This window comes from Rhizobium sp. OAE497 (assembly GCF_040546565.1).
Classification (GTDB): domain Bacteria; phylum Pseudomonadota; class Alphaproteobacteria; order Rhizobiales; family Rhizobiaceae; genus Rhizobium.
In genome coordinates, this window is the sequence record NZ_JBEPOA010000001.1 from 2940786 (window position 1) to 2958586 (window position 17801).

Consider the following 17801-nt stretch of genomic DNA (forward strand, 5'->3'; position numbering starts at 1 on the left):
CTATTTCGAGAACTTGCCACCCGCGAGCTTGAAGGCGCTCGCAAACAGCGCCGGATCGCGGCATGCCCAGTGGAACAGCAGGCGGAAATCCGGCAGGCGCGCCTTGCGCATCCGCTTCGCCTGGCTCCAGAGCGCCATCTTGCGCGCCCGCGTCTTGTAATCCTTGATCGTCGAGATTTCGTTCGGCCGCGCCGCGAAGCGCGTTTCCAGCCGGTCGAGCGCCATCCAGGTGATGAACTGCTGCTTCAGGAACTGCGGCGATTCGTTATCGACGCCGTGGAAGATGTTGATCCCCTCGCCGCGCAACGCGCCCGCCTCGCCGCAGAGCAGCACCTGGCGCGCCGCCAGCATGCAATCGCAGAAGAACAGCACGTCCTCGGCCGCCAGCCGCAGCGCCGCGTCGAAGCGCACCGTCTCGATCAGCGGCCGGCCGATCACCATGCAGGACATGTGCAGGAACGCCCAGTTCTTCAGCATGACGCCGGCGATATCCGGCAGCTCGATGATCAGCGGCGCATCCGAGAGCCGGTGCGCGCCCTCGCTCTTTTCGAGATCGGCGATGCCGAAATGATAGTCGAATTCCTCGCCGCCATGGATCGACGCCCAATAGCAATCGCCATCAAAGCTCTGCATCGCCGAATAGGCGTTCTGCAGATGGTCAGGCGTCCAGATATCGTCCGAATCGAGGAAGGCGGCATAGCGGCTGGCAGCCGGGACATTGTCGAGGCCGGTATTGCGGGCGCCGCCCGGCCCGGCATTCGCCTGGCGGATGACGGTGATTCTCGACCGCTCCTCGGCGCCAAGCGGCTTCAATTCGTCCTCGGCCGGATAGGGCGACTGGTCGTCGACCACGAGAACATCGAAATCCCTGTAGGTCTGCGCAAAGACCGAAGCCAGCGCCCGCCGCAGGATACCGTCCTCGCGCTGGTAAAACGGGATGATGATCGTAAAGGTCGCCATTCTTTCTCCTGACAGGCCAGAGCGGTGAGTGCGCATCTAGCGCCGGATCATCCGGGGGCAAGTTGCTGCGCCGCAGCATGATGAAGGGCATTCCGGCCGAAATTTGTCAAAGGCTGAGATCAGCGATACCAGCGGCGGCTGTGCCGATTAGACCCAAATGGGGGTGATCCGAACACATTTCAGCCGCAATCCGGGCCTGCGCGTTGTAACAAAACACAGGACATCCTTCACTAAAGCGGAAAAACTTTTCCACGGCGGGTCACGCTTCTCAACAGGCGGAAACGTTTTATGATCACTTTCGGAAATACACTGGCGCAAAGGCCCTGCAGCATATTTGCAACTGCCGTTACGGCACCCGACACGCCATGGTAGCTGCGATTCCGCTCCGTTACAAAACGAGACTCGCGATCACTTTTTGCTGCAGTGCCATATTTTCTTCCGGCAAAACGCTCTAGCTTTTCGTCTGCGGGCCAGAGTCTGCTCTTTGAAACGGCTGCAGGGGAGGTGCAGCTCCAACAGGGGTGACAGATAACGTGAACGTTGACGCTAACGTATCCTCGCGGATCAACCTGATGCGCATCGTGCTCATTTCGGGCATTGTGTTCGTCCACATACCATTCGACCCTGCGAATACGCCGTTCAATGGAAACTACGGTTTCTTCGACTGGCTGCGGGTGTTCCTGAGCGAAGCGCTCTTCCGTGTCGGGGTTCCGTGCCTCAGCGCCATTTCCGGCTACCTGCTGTTTCGCGGCGGGATGGAAGGCTTCAACTATACGAAAACGGTGCGCACCAAGGCGCAGACCGTCTTTCTGCCGTTCCTGATCTGGAACACGCTGTTTTTCATCGCGGTCCTGGCGATCCTCGCGGTCGGCATCGGCGACGGCTATGTCATCAGCCCCTATCAATCGAGCTTCCGCGAACTGCTGTCCCAGCTGTTTGCCGCCGAAGCCTTCCCGGCGAATATCCCGCTCTACTTCCTGCGCGATCTCTTCGTCTGCATCCTGATTTCGCCGATCCTCGCGTGGCTGGTGCGCCGCGCCCCGCTTCTGACGCTCTCGACGCTGCTGCTGCTGGCGCTCGTGCCGCAGTTGTCGCTCTACATCGTTATCAAGCGCTCGATCCTGTTCAGCTTCACCTTCGGCATCTATGCCAGCCTCTACAAGCTGGACATCAAGGCGCTGGACCGCTTCGCCCCGCTCGGCGTCTTCCTGCTCTTCGCATTCTCGGCGCTGCTGGCGACCGCGATCTATGCAACCGGCCCGTCGATGCCCGACTGGGTGGAACTGTCGCGCAATGCGCTGGCGATCGGCGGCGCCGCCGGCTTCTGGATGCTGTCGGCACTGCTGATCAAGACCTCGGTCGGCCAGCGCCTGTCGAAGACCGGGAGCCTGAGCTTCTGGATCTTCTGCGCCCACTACCCCCTGCTCATCCTGCTCTTCATGGTCTGGGGCAAGACGGGCGTCGATTTCTACCCGCTCTTCTTCTGCGGCTGCCTCCTGGTGCTTTTCCCGCTGCTGGCGCTCTCGAACGGTCTGGTGCGCAGCAATGCGCCGAAGCTCTACGCCGTCCTGACCGGCGGCCGGACGAAGAAGGGTCCGCACTCCCCATCCTGCCGGGATATCCCGGCCGATTTCGTTCCACAGCAAAGGTGAGACATGACGACCACAATCGCCCATGCGCGACTGCTTTGGCTGACTTTGACTGCGGGTGCCGCCCTCGCCGGCGCCCTCCCCGCATCTGCCCAGCAGGCAACAGGCACATCCTTCGTCGATGACTTCGACAAGATCGACCGCAGCGTCTGGTACATTTCCGACGGCTGGAACAACGGCGCACACCAGAACTGCACCTGGTCGAAAAACCAGGTGAAGACCGAAGACGGAAAGCTGGAACTGGGCTTTGCCGAAGGCAAGTCGAAGGACCGCAACTATCTCTGCGGCGAGATCCAGACCAAGAAGCGCTTCAGCTACGGCACCTACGAGGCCCGTATCAAGACCGCGACCGGCCCCGGCCTGAACTCGGCCTTCTTCACCTATATCGGCCCGGCCGACAAGCAGCAGCATGACGAGATCGATTTCGAGGTGCTCGGCAAGGATAGCGGCACCGTGCAGGTGAACCAGTATATCAAGGCCAAGGGCGGCAACGAGAAGCTGGTGCCAGTCGGCAAGCCCGCCGATCAGGGCTTCAACGACTATGCCTTCGTCTGGGAACAGAACCGCCTGCGCTACTACCTGAATGGCAAGCTGGTTCAGGACGTCACGGATCCCAGCAAGATCCCGCAGAGCCCGCAGAAGATCTTCTTCAGCCTCTGGGGCACGGACACGCTGGCCGGATGGATGGGCAAGTTCGCCTACACCCAGCCGACGACGATGCAGATCGACCGGATCGCCTATACGGCGCCCGGCGACAAATGCCAGTTCCCGGAATCGATTGCCTGCACGCTCAACTGAGCGTGCATCCGGTCTCTGAGACTTGCCTAGCACACCCCCGAAACGGACTCCGGCAGAGCCGGTCTACGCACAGGAGCATTGATGCTGAAAGTCCTTTATCTGGTGCATGATCTGGCCGATCCGGCCGTGCGCCGCCGCGTGCTGATGCTGACCGAGGGCGGCGCTGCCGTGACCCTCGCCGGCTTCCGCCGCGGCGACAATGCACTTGCGGAGGTGAGCGGAGTAAAGCCGGTCGAGCTCGGCCGCACGGCGGACGGAAGGTTCGCCCAGCGTATAGGCGCGGTTGCCAAAACGGCAATCCGTCTGCGCGGACTGTTGAAGGGCGTCGAGCGACCCGATGTCATCATCGGCCGCAATCTGGAAGCGCTGGCCGTCGCCGACCGCGCGAGCAGCATCTTCGGCGGCGTGCCCGTCGTCTATGAATGCCTCGACATCCACCGCCTGCTCCTGAGCGACAAGGCACCGGGCAAGGCGCTGCGCCGGGCCGAGGCCCATTTCGGCCGCAACGCCCGCCTGATCCTGACGAGCTCGCCGGCCTTCATCGAAAACTACTTTGCCCCGAAATCGGCCCTGAAGGCGCCGATCGCGCTTCTGGAAAACAAGGTGCTCTCGCTGGCGGGAATGCCCCAGGCCACCTCGCTGCGCCTGCCGCCGCAACAGGGCGAGCCCTGGAAGATCGGCTGGTTCGGCGCGCTCCGCTGCCGCAAGTCGCTGAAACTGCTTGCCGATTTCACCCGCCGCATGGAAGGCCGCGTCGAGGTCATCCTGCGCGGACGCCCGGCCTATTCCGAATTCGAGGATTTCGACGCCTTCGTCGCGAACGAGCCCTATCTCAGCTTTCGCGGCCCCTACAAAAACCCGGAGGATCTCGCCGATATCTATGGCGAGGTGCATTTCTCCTGGGCGATCGACTTCTTCGAGGAGGGCCAGAACTCCTCCTGGCTGCTGCCGAACCGGCTCTATGAAGGCTGCCTCTATGGCAGCGTGCCGATCACCGTCGAGGGCACAGAGACCAATCGCTTCGTCGCATCGCGCGGTCTTGGCCTGACGCTCGGCGAACCATCCGCAGTCGCGCTGCAGGCGATGTTCGAGGGGCTGACGGCCGAACATTACGGCTCGCTCTCCTCGGCGGTTTCGTCCACCGACCGCCGCACCTGGATGACCGAACGCGCCGATTGCCGCGCGCTGGTCGAAACGCTCTCCAATCTTGGACCGGCCGCTGCCGAGGGGCGCGCCGCCGGTTCCGTTGTCACTGCTCCCGCAGCTCAAGAAGGGTTGACTGCAATGAAGACTGATGTTTGTTCCAGCGTCTCCAGCCTCATCATCATTCCCTGCCTGAACGAAGCAAAGCATATCGAGCCGCTGATCGAAAAGCTCGATCCGGCGCTCGAAGAGCTCAATGCCCGCATCGTCGTTGCCGACGGCGGCAGCACCGACGGCACCCGCGAGATCGTCGCCCGTATCAGCGAGAACGATTCGCGCGTCATCCTTCTCGACAATCCACGCCGGCTGCAGAGCGCGGCGATCAATCTCGCCGTCAACACCTTCGGTCGCGACTACGAATATTTCATCCGCATCGACGCGCATGGCGACTATCCGGACGATTACTGCCAGCGCCTCGTCGAGGAGGCCGAGCTGACGGAAGCCGATTCCGTCGTCGTCGCCATGGAAACGGTCGGCTTCGGCATTTTCCAGAAGGCGACGGCCTTCGCCCAGAACTCCAAGCTCGGCAATGGCGGCTCCAAGCATCGCGAGGGCGCCGAGGGCCATTGGACCGATCACGGCCACCACGCGCTGATGCGCGTCAACGCCTTCGACACGGTCGGCGGCTACGACGAGACATTCAGCCATAATGAGGACGCGGAATTGGACTACCGTCTGAAAAAGGCGGGGTTCGGCATCTGGATGACCGACAAGACGCGGATGATCTACTATCCGCGTTCGAGCGTGAAAACGCTCTTCCGGCAATATCTCGGCTACGGCCGGGGACGCGCCAAGAACATCCTGAAGCATGGCAATTTGCCGAAGCTTCGTCAGATGCTGCCGCTTGCTGTCGTGCCGGTCTTCATCGGTGCGTTTCTTGCCGTGCTGAACTGGATCGCCGTGATCCCCTTCAGCCTGTGGGCAATCGCCTGCGTCGGCTACGGCTTCTGGATGGCCGTTGGCCAGCGCAATCCTTACGGGCCGCTCGCGGCCTTCTCGGCCATGGTGATGCATTTCGCCTGGTCGGCCGGTTTCTGGATGGAGCTCCTGAGCTTCCGCAACCGGAAGGTCTCCTGATGAAGGACCAGATCATGCAGATCGACATTGGTGTTTGCACATATCGGCGCGCGTCGCTAGACGAAGCCCTGCTTTCGCTTGCCGTCCTCGCTGTCCCCGAGAATGCCAGGCTGCGCATCATCGTTGCCGATAACGACCAGACCCGCAGCGCCGAAGGCCGCGTCGAGGCCCTGCGCTCGACCATTCCCCATGAGATCGCCTATGTGCATTGCCCGGCATCGAACATTTCGATCGCCCGCAACGCCTGCCTCGAAAATGCGACTGGCGACTACCTCGCCTTCATCGACGACGATGAGGACGCATCCGAGAACTGGCTGGTCGAGCTGCTGCATACCGCTGAAATGAGCGGCGCCGATGCCGTGCTCGGCCCTGTCCGCAGCGTCTATTCGCAGACGGCGCCCGCCTGGATGCGCGAGGGCGATTTCCACTCGACCCTGCCCGTCTGGGTCGATGGCGAAATCCGCACCGGCTATACCTGCAACGTCCTGCTTAAGCTGAATTCGCCGCGCGTCGCCGGCCGCCGCTTCAACCTTGCGCTCGGCAAGACCGGCGGCGAGGACACGGAATTCTTCAGCTACATGCATCACGACGGCGGCAAGATCGCCTTCGCGCCGGAAGCCCATGTCTATGAACCGGTTTCGGAAAACCGCGCCGGCCTCTCCTGGCTTGCCAAGCGCCGCTTCCGCTTCGGCCAGACGCATGGCCGCCTGCTGCAGGAAAAGAATAGTGGTTTTGCCCGCCTGAAGCATATCGGCCTCGCCACCGCCAAGGCCGGTTACTGCCTCGGTGTCGCGGCTGTCTGCGTTCTCGTTCCGGTTCCGCGCTATCGCTATGCGCTGCGCGGCACCATGCATATCGGCGTCGTCAGCGGGTTGCTCGGCGTTCGCGAAATCCGCCAATACGGCGCTGTCGAGGGGGCTGCATGAGCGAAAAGCTGCCCGACATCAGCTTTATCATTGCAGCCTACAATGCTGCCGAAACGCTGGACAAGGCGATCGGCAGCGCTTTGGCGCAGACGGGCGTGACGGTGGAAATCATCGTCGCCGATGACTGCTCAAGCGATGCGACGCATGCGGTCGCAGCTGCCTATGGCGGCAATGTCCGCCTCATTGCGCTCGAAAAGAACGGCGGCCCCTCGGCAGCCCGCAATGCGGCGATCGATGCCGCGCGCGGCCGCTGGCTGGCGACCCTCGACGCCGACGACACGATCGAGCCGGATCGCCTTAAGCGCATGATCGCGCGCGCCGAAGCAGCGGGTGCCCAGATCGCCGTCGACAACATGCGGGTGATCCGCGCCGACGGCACGGCGCCCGAAACCATGTTCTCGCCCGCCGCTCTCGCCACGACGCCGGAGCTGACGCTTGCGAATTTCATCCGCTCCAACGCGCTGTTCCGCAACGAGCACAATTTCGGCTACCTGAAGCCGGTCTTCGAGCGTGCCTTCATCGAACGGCACGGCCTGCGCTTCGACGAAAACCTGCGCATCGGCGAAGATTATCTCTTCCTCGCCTCGGCGATGGCGCTCGGCGCCACCTGCGTCTTCGAACCCGAGCCGGGCTACAACTATCACATCCGCGAGGGATCGATCTCCCGCGTGCTTCGTCTCGACCATATCGAAGCGATGATGGAAGGCGACCGCCGGTTTCTTGCCCGTCACAGCCTCGATGCCGCGGCAACAGCCGCTCAGAAATTCCGCGCCCGCAGCCTCCGCCAGGCGCATGCCTTTCTCGAACTGGTCGAAAGCATCAAGCGCCGCTCCCTCTCCGGGGCGATCCGGGCGGCCTGGCGCGATCCGCTGGCCGTTGCCCATCTCAGAATGCCCATCGCAGTCCGTTTCAACCGCATGACGGCGGCCCTTCGCGGCGCTGCCGCTCAGAATACGGAAATCACAGTCACAGGCGGCGCTTCGCGCTCGCGCAAAGGATAAGAGCCCATGAATCAACGAAACCTGACCCTGCACAGCACAGTTCCGAAGGCCCCTGACGATTCCGATAGCTTTATCGACATCGATCGCCTGATCGCCATTGTGATCCGCCGGGCCGGTTCGATTGCGCTCTGCGTTGCCGCGCTTGTGGCAGTCGCCGCCGTCTACCTGCTGTTTGCGACCCCGCAATATACCTCGATGACGCAGATCCTGCTGGATGACAGCATGACCAAATATGCCGAGGATCAGGCGCCCGCCGCCAGCTCCCAGCAGGTGGACATGCAGATCGCCAGCGCCGTCGAAATCCTGAAATCGACCGAACTGGCGCTGCGCGTCGTCGACGCCCAGAACCTCTCGGAAAACCAGACGATCCTCGATCCCGGCCAGGGTCCCGTCGATCTCGTCAAATCCGGCCTCAAGGTCGTCGTCAGTGCATTGACGCCAGGCGGCCCGCCGGTCTCCGACGACGACGCCAAGGAAGGCCGCCGCCAGAAGGCTGCCGCCTTGCTGCAGCAGGCACTCAACGTTTCGCGCGTTACCCGCAGCTCGGTTATCGCGGTCTCCTTCCGCTCGACCGACAAGCTGCTCGCCGCGCGCATCACCAAGGCCTATGCCGACGCCTATCTGAACGACACGCTGAACGCCAATTTCGACGCCACCGAGCGCGCCTCCGTCTGGCTGCAGGAGCGCCTCGCCGACCTGCGCAACCGCTCGCAGGAAGCCGCACTCGACGTCGCTAAGTTCAAGAGCCAGAACGGCCTGACCTCGGCCAACGGCGAACTGATGTCCGAGCAGCAGCTCGCCGACCTCAACAAGCAGCTGATCGTCGCCCAGGCAGATACCGCCAGCGCCTCGGCCCGCTACAACCAGTTCAAGTCGATCGTCGATCAGGGGCCTGAAGGCGCCGTCAACAATGCGGCCATCTCGTCGGGCCAGACCGACAATTCGGTCATCCAGGATCTGCGCACGCGCTATATCTCGGTCAGCCGCCGCGAAGCCGAGATCACCACCAATTTCGGCGCCGACCATCCGCAGGCCGTGCAGCTGCGCGGCGAAAAGGAAGACCTGACCCGCCAGATCTTCCAAGAACTGCAGCAGCTGACCTCGAGCTACCGCAACGAATTCGAAGTGGCCCGCTCGCGTGAAGCATCGCTGCGCCAGAATATCGAGCACCTGACCGGCAAGAACTCCGAATCCAACGAGTCGATCGTCAAGCTCAACGATCTGGAACAGCGCGCAACGGCGCTGAAGACGCTCTACGAATCCTACCTTGCCCGCTACGAGCAGGCCTCGCAGCAGCAGTCCTTCCCGATCGCCAAGGCCCGTGTCATCTCCGAGGCCGGCGTTCCGGCATCGCCCTCCAGCCCGAAGAAGACCATGACGCTCGGCCTCGCCATCGTGCTCGGCCTGATGGCTGGCGGCGCGCTGACGGCATTCCAGGAATTCCGCGAACGCTTCTTCCGTGTCGAAGGCGACGTGCGCACCATCCTCGGCCTGAAATTCCTCGGCTACCTGCCGCTGGTCGGCAAGCCGCCGAAGGAGCGAAAGGTCTTCAAGCCGCGCAAGGAGCCGCTGCCCAAGCCGGTGGAAATGCCGGCCGATGATGGCGCCAGCTTCGAGCGCATCATGCGCATCGTTCTCGAAGCGCCGCGCTCGGTCTTTGCCGAAACGCTGCGCAACGCCAAGCTCGCCAGCGACGTCATGTTCCAGGGCAAGTCGGACCGCGTCATCGGCGTGGTCTCCGCGCTCCCGGGCGAAGGCAAGTCGACGACGGCGGCGAACTTCGCCGCTCTGCTCGCCTCCAGCGGCAAGCGCACGCTGCTGATTGACGCCGACCTTCGCAACCCCGGCCTGACCCGCATGCTGAAGCAGCCGCCGGAAAAGGGCCTCGTCGAAGCCGTTCTCGGCGAAATCCCGTGGGCCAGCGCCGTCAAGGTCGACAACCGCACCAAGCTTGCCATCCTGCCGGTCGTTTCCAACGACAACCTGATGCATACGAGCGAACTGCTGGCATCGCAGGGCATGTTCAACCTGATGGAAAACGCCCGCAAGATGTTCGACTACGTCGTCGTCGACCTGGCGCCGCTCGGCCCGGTCATCGACGCCAAGGCCTTCGCCCCGCAGGTGGACGGCTTCCTGTTCGTCACCGAATGGGGCCAGACGCCGACGACGGTGGTGCGCGACATCCTGAACGCCGAACCGCAGATCAAGCAGAAGGTGCTCGGCGTCATCCTCAACAAGACGGATATGTCTGAGCTCAGCAAGTTCAGCAATTTCGGCGGCACCGAACGCTACCGCCAGAAATATGTGAGCTACTATACCGAGGAAATGCCGCGCAAACCGGAGCCGGCGGAAACCAACGCCTGATCAGGTGGAGAAGATGTGGACCTGACCGCGCCAGAACCTGGCGACGGTCAGGCTGCCGCTCTTGAAGGCCCGGGTGTCGAGATTGAGCCGCATCGGCTGGATATCGGGCTCGGGCACCGGCGTATGACCATGTACGACGAGCTTCGGCAGCGACCGGTCGGCATAGAAGAAGCGGTCGCGGATGAAGACCAGGTCCTCGTCGCTCTGCATGCTGAGCGGCACGCCGGGATCGATCCCGGCATGGACGAAGAGGATATCCGGCGTATCCGCGTAAATCGGCATGTCGCGCATGAAATCGATATGCGACTTCGGCAGCGACTGGCGGATGAAGGTGTCGAGCTTCGAGGTCGTCGGGAAGATCAGCGGCAGATGATCGGGATCGAGCCCATAGGACCGCAGCAGCGCATCGGCGCCCATACGCATCCATTCGGTGTAGGAAATCTTGCCGTCGATATAATCGAGCATCATGATTTCATGATTGCCGGTCAGGCAAATGCGATCGAAATTCTCCGGCGGCGGCATCATCAGATGCGAGATCACCTGCGCCGAAGACGGGCCGCGGTCGATATAGTCGCCGAGCGTGATGATCAGCTTGCGGCCCGGAAGGCGCGCCGCATCCCTGACGATCGTATGCTCCGCCATCTCCAGAAGGTCATGGCGGCCGTGGATATCCCCGATTGCATAGATCGGCATGTCGCCTGGATCGAATTGGAGGCGCTGCCGGGCTGGCGGTGACATGGTCTGAACCTCACGGTCGTCGTCTGCGAAAGAGTGAGCCATAATCGATCCCGGGCGATGCTGGAAGCGGTGACGTTCGAATTGTGAGCTTTACGAGATAGTTAGGCAAAGTGCCGCAGCTGACAAGCCGGTAGAAAAATTCAAACCATACCGATTTTGTAGAAAAACCGGCCTTATCAATCGAGGTAGGATCGATCACTCATACGGGCATCAGGAAGAGAATGACCGATGGGAACGATATCGCAACTGCACGACCGGCTGAGACCGCCGGCCGACCGGATCGAGAGCGAGGAGGCAGCCGTGGCCGCCGCCCGCAGGCTCGCCGCCGGCTTCCGCCGCCAATCGAGCGAGCGCGATATCAACCGCATTCTCCCCTTCCCGGAACTCGATGCCCTCTCGCTCTCGGGTCTGACCGGAATCACCGTGCCCCCGGAATATGAGGGGCTGGATGTCAGCAACGCGCTGCTTGCCGAGATCGTCGCGATCATCGCCGAGGGCGACGCCTCGATCGGCGAATGCCTGGCGATCCACTTCGCGGCGCTCGAAGGATTGCGGCTGCACGGCGGCGAGGATCTGCAGCGGCTGTTATTCTCCCGCGCGCTATCAGGCGACCGCTTCGCTACGGCATCATTTCCCGCTGATTCCATCACCAACTTACCGCTCGGCCATCGAATCGACGGCCGCAGCGCGCAGGCGCCGGGCGTGCTCTTCGCCGACTGGCTGGTCATATCAGGCGCGGCGGACAACCAGCTCCTCTACGTCAACCGCCGAAGCGAGGGACTGCAATCCGTCGACAGCTGGGATGGTTTCGGACAGCGCACCAACGGAACCGCGCTGCTCGTTGCCGAAAATGTCCAGGCCCGAGCCGATGCCGCGGTCCGGCAGGGTGCACCGGCAGCAGCGATGACCGCCCTGCTCAATGCCGGAGTCGATCTCGGCATCGCCCGCGCTGTTTTGTCGGAATTGCAGGAGACCAGCGCCGTCCCGGCCGCGGCAGGGACCCTGATCGTCGGCATCGAGGCGGCAGCCGCCCTTCTGGAGCGCGCCGGTCACCGGCTCGATATCGCCCAGATCAATTCAGGCCCGGCAATCGCCGACGCCGAATTCTCCGCCACAGCCGCCCAAGCGCACGCGAGTGAGCTCGCGCTACGCACCGCAACCGCCATCTTCGAAATCGCCAAGGGGGATACCGGAGGCATCGGCCTCAATCTCGACCGCCACTGGCGCAATGCCCGCATCCGGGCGCTCGGCGGCAAGCTCGAACGCCTGCATGCCAAGGCGGCAGCCCATTACAGCCATAGCTGGGAAATCTGATCAGCTGGCAGCCGAAACCGGCAGCACCTCGTCCTCGCCGCCGTCAGCAAGATTGCCGCCCTTGGCGACGAACTGTTCCAGCGTCATGTTGTCGAGAATATCGGCAATCGCATCGCGCACTTCGGTCATCGACCTGCGCACATGACAGGTTTCGGGATCCGAACAGTCGTCGCAGGCTTCATAAGCCGTGCGGCTGGCGCAGCGAATCGGCGCCAGCGGGCCGTCGAGCGTGCGGATTACATGACCGATCCTGATCTCGGAAGCCGGCTTCGACAGCGAGTAGCCGCCGCCCGGCCCCTTCTTCGAGCGCAGGATGCCGACATTGCGCAATTCGAGCAGGATCGTATCGAGGAACTTCTTCGGGATATTGTTGCGCGCCGCAACATCATTGATGAAGGCCGTCTCGCCGGGTGCCAGCTTCGCCAGATCGACAAGCGCCTTGAGCCCGTACTTTCCCTTTTTCGTCAACATCTTCGATAGCCCTGCACAATCCGCGCCATATGCTTTCGCTTACTGCCAAATAACGCCGAAAGCGTGGGCACGCAACGAAATAGCCAGCTTTTATATAGGTTATGTCCAAATCTTTGCTGAAAGCGTCTTTTTGGCAGCACAAAAATCCGCCGCGATCGCGGATTTTCGTTGTTTTTCAATCATCAACGCCTTGTTTCCGCCCTCAGTTCCTCCCATATCTGCGCTTTCACAAGGCAATTTTGTGTCGTTTTGGCAACAGGGGTCAGCAACAGCGTGACTCAACCGTATCTTAGCTTGATACGGTTTGAGCGATATGCGATCCAAATACTCGCGGGTTGCCGCTTTCCCCCGAGGGGATTCGACAAAACTGGGATGGGTTTTTGACGCTGATTTCTCGGCGCGATTTCCTGCGCCCGATTGAAAAAGGAACTGCTATGAACATTCGTTCTATTCTCATTGGTTCGGCGGCTGCGCTGAGCTCGGTGTCCGGCGCATACGCGGCCGACGCCATTGTTGCAGCTGAGCCGGAAGCTGTTGAATACGTTCGCGTTTGCGACGCCTACGGCACTGGTTACTTCTACATCCCGGGCACCGAAACCTGCCTCAAGATCGGTGGCTACCTCCGCTTCGACGTCGGCTTCGGCTTCGGCGATGCATACGACAACAACAACGGTGAAGACTGGCAGTCCCGTACCCGCGCTCACGTCGCTTTCGACGCCAAGAGCGAGACCGAGTACGGCACGCTGACGAGCCGCATCGTTCTGGAATCCAACTTCCGCGGTGGCAACACCGACTTCGCACCGTCTGCATTCGGCGGCGCTTCGACGATGCTCGGCGGCGACGCCAACGAGACCGTTATCGACCAGGCTTACATCGACATCGCCGGCCTCCGCGTTGGTAAGTTCACGAGCTGGTGGGATAACGACTTCTCGGGTGAAACCGATGCAATGGCGAACATCACCAACACCAACGCTATCCGTTACCAGTACGACGCAGGCGACTTCTACGCTGGCGTAGCTCTGGAAGAACTCGGCGTTGGCCGTCCGAGCACCGGCGACAACGGCAATGACCTCGGCGTCGACGCTAGCGTTGGCGGCAAGTTCGGTACGGTTGCTTGGGCAGTTTACGGCGGTTACGACACCAAGGCTCAGGAAGGCGCGATCACTGCACGTATCGACGCTGACATCGGCCCGGGCACGCTCGATGTTGCAGCTCTGTGGTCGAGCGGCGCAGGCAAGGACGACGTTTCTGCCGACATCGGCAGCTACTCGAACGCCTACTACAACAAGGGTGAATGGTCGATCGTTGCTCAGTACGCTCTCAAGGCGACCGACAAGTTCACGATCACCCCTGGCGCTCAGTACGTTGACAACATCGTTGCAGACGCTAACGGCGAATGGGACGACGGCAACATGTGGCGCGCTGGCGTGACCCTTGACTACAAGGTCGTCGAAAACCTGAACGCTAAGTTCGCCGCTACCTACGTCAAGGAAGATTACGGCAACTACACCGTTAACGGTAAGGACTCCCAGGATTACGTTGAAGGCTTCTTCCGCCTGCAGCGCGACTTCTAATGAATTGACGTGCGGTTAGAGACGCACGTCATGTGATCTGGTTGACCTCCGATCACAGTGAAGAAGCCCGGATTTCCCTCCGGGCTTCTTTTTTATAAGTGCTTTTCAGGAATGCGAGGCGGCTGTGAGCGCGGCGCGGTCGAGCTGATTGATCCTGTCGATGCAATCCTGGACCGTAACGCCTTCGAGCACACCGGCGACAGCCTTGTCAGCCCGGGCGCTGAGCTGGTCGGATACTGCGCTGATATTGCGCGTGACCGAGCAGATGGTGGGGATGTTTTCGCGTGCCGACCACGCCTTCTGTTCCGGCAGAACGCTGCCATGGATTTCCAGAAGCTTGATATCGGGCGCCGGACGCGCCAGGCGGATACCGCCACTGACGCCGTCTGAGGAAATCAGTATTCCCGATTTCGACAGGGTCGAAACGATTTTCCGGACAAAACTGGGATTTGTATCGAGGCTGGTTGCCAATTGCGGACTGGTCGTGCGAACGCCCGCGGCCTCATTGACCGCGACCGTCACGACGATTTGCAGCGCTGTTGGAAACCGTGTGTCACTCATCAATCGTGACATACCGCTGAAACAGCAGAAAATCCAGAACCACTATCGCCGATTGATACAAAATCGGCGATTGCAGGTCTTAGTGGCCGCGCTCGCCCATTTCGAGACTCGCGCCATGTTCGGTGCCGAGCAGATCGGCAAGCGTCGAGGACAGATCGATCCCGTCGAGATCGGCGATAGCCGCCGTCCGGGCCTTGTCGATGATCGCGTCATAGAGATGATCGAAGCTGGTCTTCGGAAGCATCCGCGCCGGCGTGATGGCGGCATAGATCTCGGCAAGCGAAACCATGCGCAGCGACCGGGTGATCCGGTAGCCGTTGTCATCGCCGGAGACGATATCGGCGAACTTGAGGAGATCGAGGATGGCATCGGCGTCGTGCGCGCCCATACCGCCGATCCGGCGGATCTTGCGATGCGGCGTCGTGCGCGACAGCGTCTGGTTATAGGCGATCGTCAGGACGATGCGCAGCGCCTTCCTGAAGGTCTGGCTCGGCATCAGGTCGCTTTCATCCATTTCCCGCGCAGCGGGATAGGAGGCGATGCCGAAGAGGGTTTTAAACAACTCGGGGCAAGGTGTGGTCATGATCAGTGTCGAATAGCAATTTTTCGGGAGGAATTATCAATGCGGACGCCCGCGTGAGCGCCTGGGAGGTGGCGCCGCGGAACTGTGGACGTGAAAAGAACTCTTCGCGTTGTTTTCGGGATCGACCGCCGTGCGTTTACCGTACGGCCGTCTTGTCACTCGCGCGGCAAAAATGCCAACAGCGATATATCACGAATCCACTGTTACGCCTCGCAACGGATATTTTCTACCCCCGGGAGCGGAACACAGTGTCCCAAAAATGTGATTAATCCCGTCGTAAATTAGTCAGGAATAAAACGGCTTAGCCGACGGAGCTGCCGTGAACTGGACGCGGCAGAGGCCGCGTCCAGCACAATTCTCGATCGATCAGACGAGATCGAAACGGTCGGCGTTCATGACCTTGTTCCAGGCCGAAACGAAGTCCTTGACGAACTTCGCCTTGGCGTCGGACTGGCCGTAGACTTCGGCGATGGCGCGCAGCTGCGAGTGCGAACCGAAGATCAGGTCGACGCGGGTACCGGTCCACTTGACGGCGTCGGTCTTGCGGTCGCGGCCTTCATAGACGCCGTCCTTGCCTGCCAGCGGTGCCCACTTCGTGCCCATGTCGAGCAGGTTCACGAAGAAGTCGTTGGTCAGTGTCTCCGGACGCGAGGTGAAGACGCCGTGCTCGGGAGCACCGGCCTTCAGCACGCGTAGACCGCCGATCAGCACCGACATCTCAGGTGCCGACAGCGTCAGCAGCTGCGCCCGGTCGACGAGGGCTTCCTCGGCCTTCATGAAATGCTTCCGCTTGCCGTTGACATAGTTGCGGAACGCATCGGCGCGCGGCTCGAGTGCGGCGAAGGATGCCGCATCGGTCTGTGCTTCGGACGCATCGGTACGGCCCGGCGTAACGGGAACGTTGACCGGCTGACCGGCAGCCTTGGCCGCCTTTTCGACACCGGCAGCACCGGCAAGAACGATCAGGTCGGCGAGAGAGATCTTCTTGCCGCCGGTCTGGGCAGCGTTGAAGTCCTTCTGGATGCCTTCGAGAACGCCGAGAACCTTGGCGAGCTGCGCCGGCTGGTTGGCTTCCCAATCCTTCTGCGGAGCAAGACGGACGCGGGCGCCGTTGGCACCGCCGCGCTTGTCCGAGCCGCGGAAGCTGGACGCGGATGCCCAGGCGGTCGAGACCAGTTCCTGCACGGAAAGACCCGTCGCCAGAACCTTTTCCTTGAGCGCCGCAATGTCGGCATCGTCGATCAGCTTGTGGTCGACGGCAGGCACGACGTCCTGCCAGATCAGGTCTTCAGCCGGCACTTCCGGTCCGAGATAGCGGGCCTTCGGTCCCATGTCGCGGTGGGTCAGCTTGAACCAGGCGCGGGCGAAGACATCGGCGAACTCAGCCGGGTTTTCCAGGAAGCGACGCGAGATCTTTTCGTAGATCGGATCGACGCGCAGCGCGAGGTCGCTGGTCAGCATGGTCGGGCGATGCTTCTTCGAGGCGTCGAAGGCATCGGGAACGGAAGCTTCGGCATCCTTGGCGACCCACTGCTTGGCGCCGGCCGGGCTGGTTGTCAGTTCCCACTCGAAACCGAAGAGGTTTTCGAAGAAGTAGTTGCTCCACTGCGTCGGCGTCTGCGTCCAGGTGACTTCGAGACCGCTGCCGATCGTGTCGCCAGCCTTGCCCGAGCCGTGGGTGCTCTTCCAGCCGAGACCCTGGTCTTCGATCGCGCTGCCTTCCGGCTCGACGCCAACGAACGATGCATCGCCTGCACCGTGGGTCTTGCCGAAGGTGTGACCGCCGGCGATCAGCGCGACGGTTTCTTCGTCGTCCATCGCCATGCGGGCGAAGGTGTCACGGATGTCGCGGGCCGAGGCGAGCGCATCCGGATTGCCGTTCGGGCCTTCCGGGTTGACGTAGATGAGGCCCATCTGCACGGCGCCGAGCGGTTCTGCGAGTTCGCGCTCGCCGCTGTAGCGCTCGTCGCCGAGCCAGGTGCCTTCAGGACCCCAATAGAGCTCTTCCGGCTCCCAGACGTCGGCACGGCCGCCGGCGAAGCCGAAGGTCTTGAAGCCCATGGATTCGAGCGCGACGTTGCCGGTGAGGATCAGAAGGTCGGCCCAGGAAATGCTGTTGCCGTATTTCTGCTTGATCGGCCAGAGAAGGCGGCGGGCCTTGTCGAGGTTGACGTTGTCAGGCCAGCTGTTCAGCGGCGCGAAACGCTGCTGACCCTGACCGGCGCCGCCGCGGCCGTCGGTGATGCGATAGGTGCCGGCGCTGTGCCAGGCCATACGCACGAAGAGACCGCCGTAATGACCGAAGTCGGCCGGCCACCATTCCTGCGAATCGGTCATCAGCGCATGAAGGTCCTTCTTCAGCGCTTCGAAATCGAGCTTCTTGAATTCCTCGGCGTAATCGAACGCTTCGCCCATCGGATCGGAGCGGACGTTGTGACCGTGCAGAACCTGCACGTCGAGCTGGTTCGGCCACCAGTCGCGGTTGCCGGGGCGATGCGCGGCATTGCCGTGCGGCACGGGACATTTGCCTGCGCTGTCGGGTTTTTGGTCGTCCATAGCGTTCTCCTTGGATGATGCAATTC

14 protein-coding genes and 1 pseudogene are annotated in these 17801 nt (G+C 61.9%); 9 read left to right on the forward strand and 6 right to left on the reverse strand.

Translation table 11 applies throughout. The features are described from left to right. Entirely contained in the window at positions 1 to 960 is a 960-nt protein-coding gene (locus tag ABIE40_RS14970) for a glycosyltransferase family 2 protein (protein WP_199627718.1), read from the reverse strand. A 572-nt stretch (positions 961 to 1532) separates the two neighbouring features. On the opposite strand from ABIE40_RS14970, the gene ABIE40_RS14975 reads away from it, so the two are divergent. The 7 genes and pseudogenes from ABIE40_RS14975 (at position 1533) to ABIE40_RS15005 (ending at position 9978) form a co-directional block, all read left to right on the forward strand. Then, the gene (locus tag ABIE40_RS14975; protein WP_210341094.1) at positions 1533 to 2612 is read left to right on the forward strand and encodes an acyltransferase family protein; all 1080 of its coding nucleotides are present in this window, start codon (positions 1533 to 1535) and stop codon (positions 2610 to 2612) included. A gap of 3 nt (positions 2613 to 2615) precedes the next feature. Continuing rightward, a complete protein-coding gene (exoK, locus tag ABIE40_RS14980) occupies positions 2616 to 3407 on the forward strand; it encodes an endo-1,3-1,4-beta-glycanase ExoK (protein WP_112720020.1) in 792 nt (263 codons plus the stop codon). A gap of 81 nt (positions 3408 to 3488) precedes the next feature. Continuing rightward, positions 3489 to 4631 (forward strand): annotated as a pseudogene (locus tag ABIE40_RS14985) (glycosyltransferase family protein); the annotation flags it as partial. Positions 4632 to 4691: 60 nt separating this feature from the next. Beyond that, positions 4692 to 5687, forward strand: coding sequence for a glycosyltransferase family 2 protein (locus ABIE40_RS14990; protein WP_199627787.1), 996 nt, complete (start codon positions 4692 to 4694; stop codon positions 5685 to 5687). Then, entirely contained in the window at positions 5687 to 6613 is a 927-nt protein-coding gene (locus ABIE40_RS14995; protein ID WP_199627720.1) for a glycosyltransferase family 2 protein, read from the forward strand. The genes ABIE40_RS14990 and ABIE40_RS14995 overlap by 1 nt, the downstream gene beginning before the upstream one ends. Further along, entirely contained in the window at positions 6610 to 7614 is a 1005-nt protein-coding gene (locus ABIE40_RS15000) for a glycosyltransferase family 2 protein (protein WP_199627721.1), read from the forward strand. Before ABIE40_RS14995 ends, ABIE40_RS15000 begins: the two co-directional genes overlap by 4 nt. Before the next feature lie 6 nt (positions 7615 to 7620). Continuing rightward, the gene (locus ABIE40_RS15005) at positions 7621 to 9978 is read left to right on the forward strand and encodes a polysaccharide biosynthesis tyrosine autokinase (RefSeq protein WP_199627722.1); all 2358 of its coding nucleotides are present in this window, start codon (positions 7621 to 7623) and stop codon (positions 9976 to 9978) included. On the opposite strand, the gene ABIE40_RS15010 is transcribed toward ABIE40_RS15005, so the two are convergent. Then, positions 9979 to 10716 (reverse strand): metallophosphoesterase, encoded by a 738-nt coding sequence (locus ABIE40_RS15010; protein ID WP_449099682.1) that lies wholly within the window; start codon positions 10714 to 10716, stop codon positions 9979 to 9981. It lies immediately after the preceding gene. 228 nt (positions 10717 to 10944) lie between these two features. On the opposite strand from ABIE40_RS15010, the gene ABIE40_RS15015 reads away from it, so the two are divergent. Further along, positions 10945 to 12030, forward strand: coding sequence for an acyl-CoA dehydrogenase family protein (locus ABIE40_RS15015; RefSeq protein WP_199627723.1), 1086 nt, complete (start codon positions 10945 to 10947; stop codon positions 12028 to 12030). Here ABIE40_RS15015 and ABIE40_RS15020 read toward each other — a convergent pair whose 3' ends face one another. Further along, positions 12031 to 12501: an RrF2 family transcriptional regulator gene (locus tag ABIE40_RS15020; RefSeq protein ID WP_112720013.1), complete on the reverse strand. Its 471-nt coding sequence runs from the start codon at positions 12499 to 12501 to the stop codon at positions 12031 to 12033. 434 nt (positions 12502 to 12935) lie between these two features. On the opposite strand from ABIE40_RS15020, the gene ABIE40_RS15025 reads away from it, so the two are divergent. Beyond that, complete coding sequence (locus ABIE40_RS15025) at positions 12936 to 14075, forward strand: porin (protein ID WP_199627724.1); 1140 nt, start codon at positions 12936 to 12938, stop codon at positions 14073 to 14075. Positions 14076 to 14180: 105 nt separating this feature from the next. On the opposite strand, the gene ABIE40_RS15030 is transcribed toward ABIE40_RS15025, so the two are convergent. From ABIE40_RS15030 to katG, 3 genes are all read right to left on the reverse strand, one after another. Next, positions 14181 to 14636 carry an RrF2 family transcriptional regulator gene (locus tag ABIE40_RS15030; protein WP_165402763.1) on the reverse strand — a complete coding sequence of 152 codons (456 nt, stop codon included), beginning with the start codon at positions 14634 to 14636 and terminating at the stop codon, positions 14181 to 14183. Positions 14637 to 14715: 79 nt separating this feature from the next. Continuing rightward, the gene (locus tag ABIE40_RS15035; protein ID WP_199627725.1) at positions 14716 to 15219 is read right to left on the reverse strand and encodes a hypothetical protein; all 504 of its coding nucleotides are present in this window, start codon (positions 15217 to 15219) and stop codon (positions 14716 to 14718) included. Positions 15220 to 15585: 366 nt separating this feature from the next. Then, on the reverse strand, positions 15586 to 17775 hold the full coding sequence (katG, locus tag ABIE40_RS15040; RefSeq protein ID WP_199627726.1) for a catalase/peroxidase HPI: 2190 nt from the start codon (positions 17773 to 17775) through the stop codon (positions 15586 to 15588). Positions 17776 to 17801 lie beyond the last annotated feature (26 nt).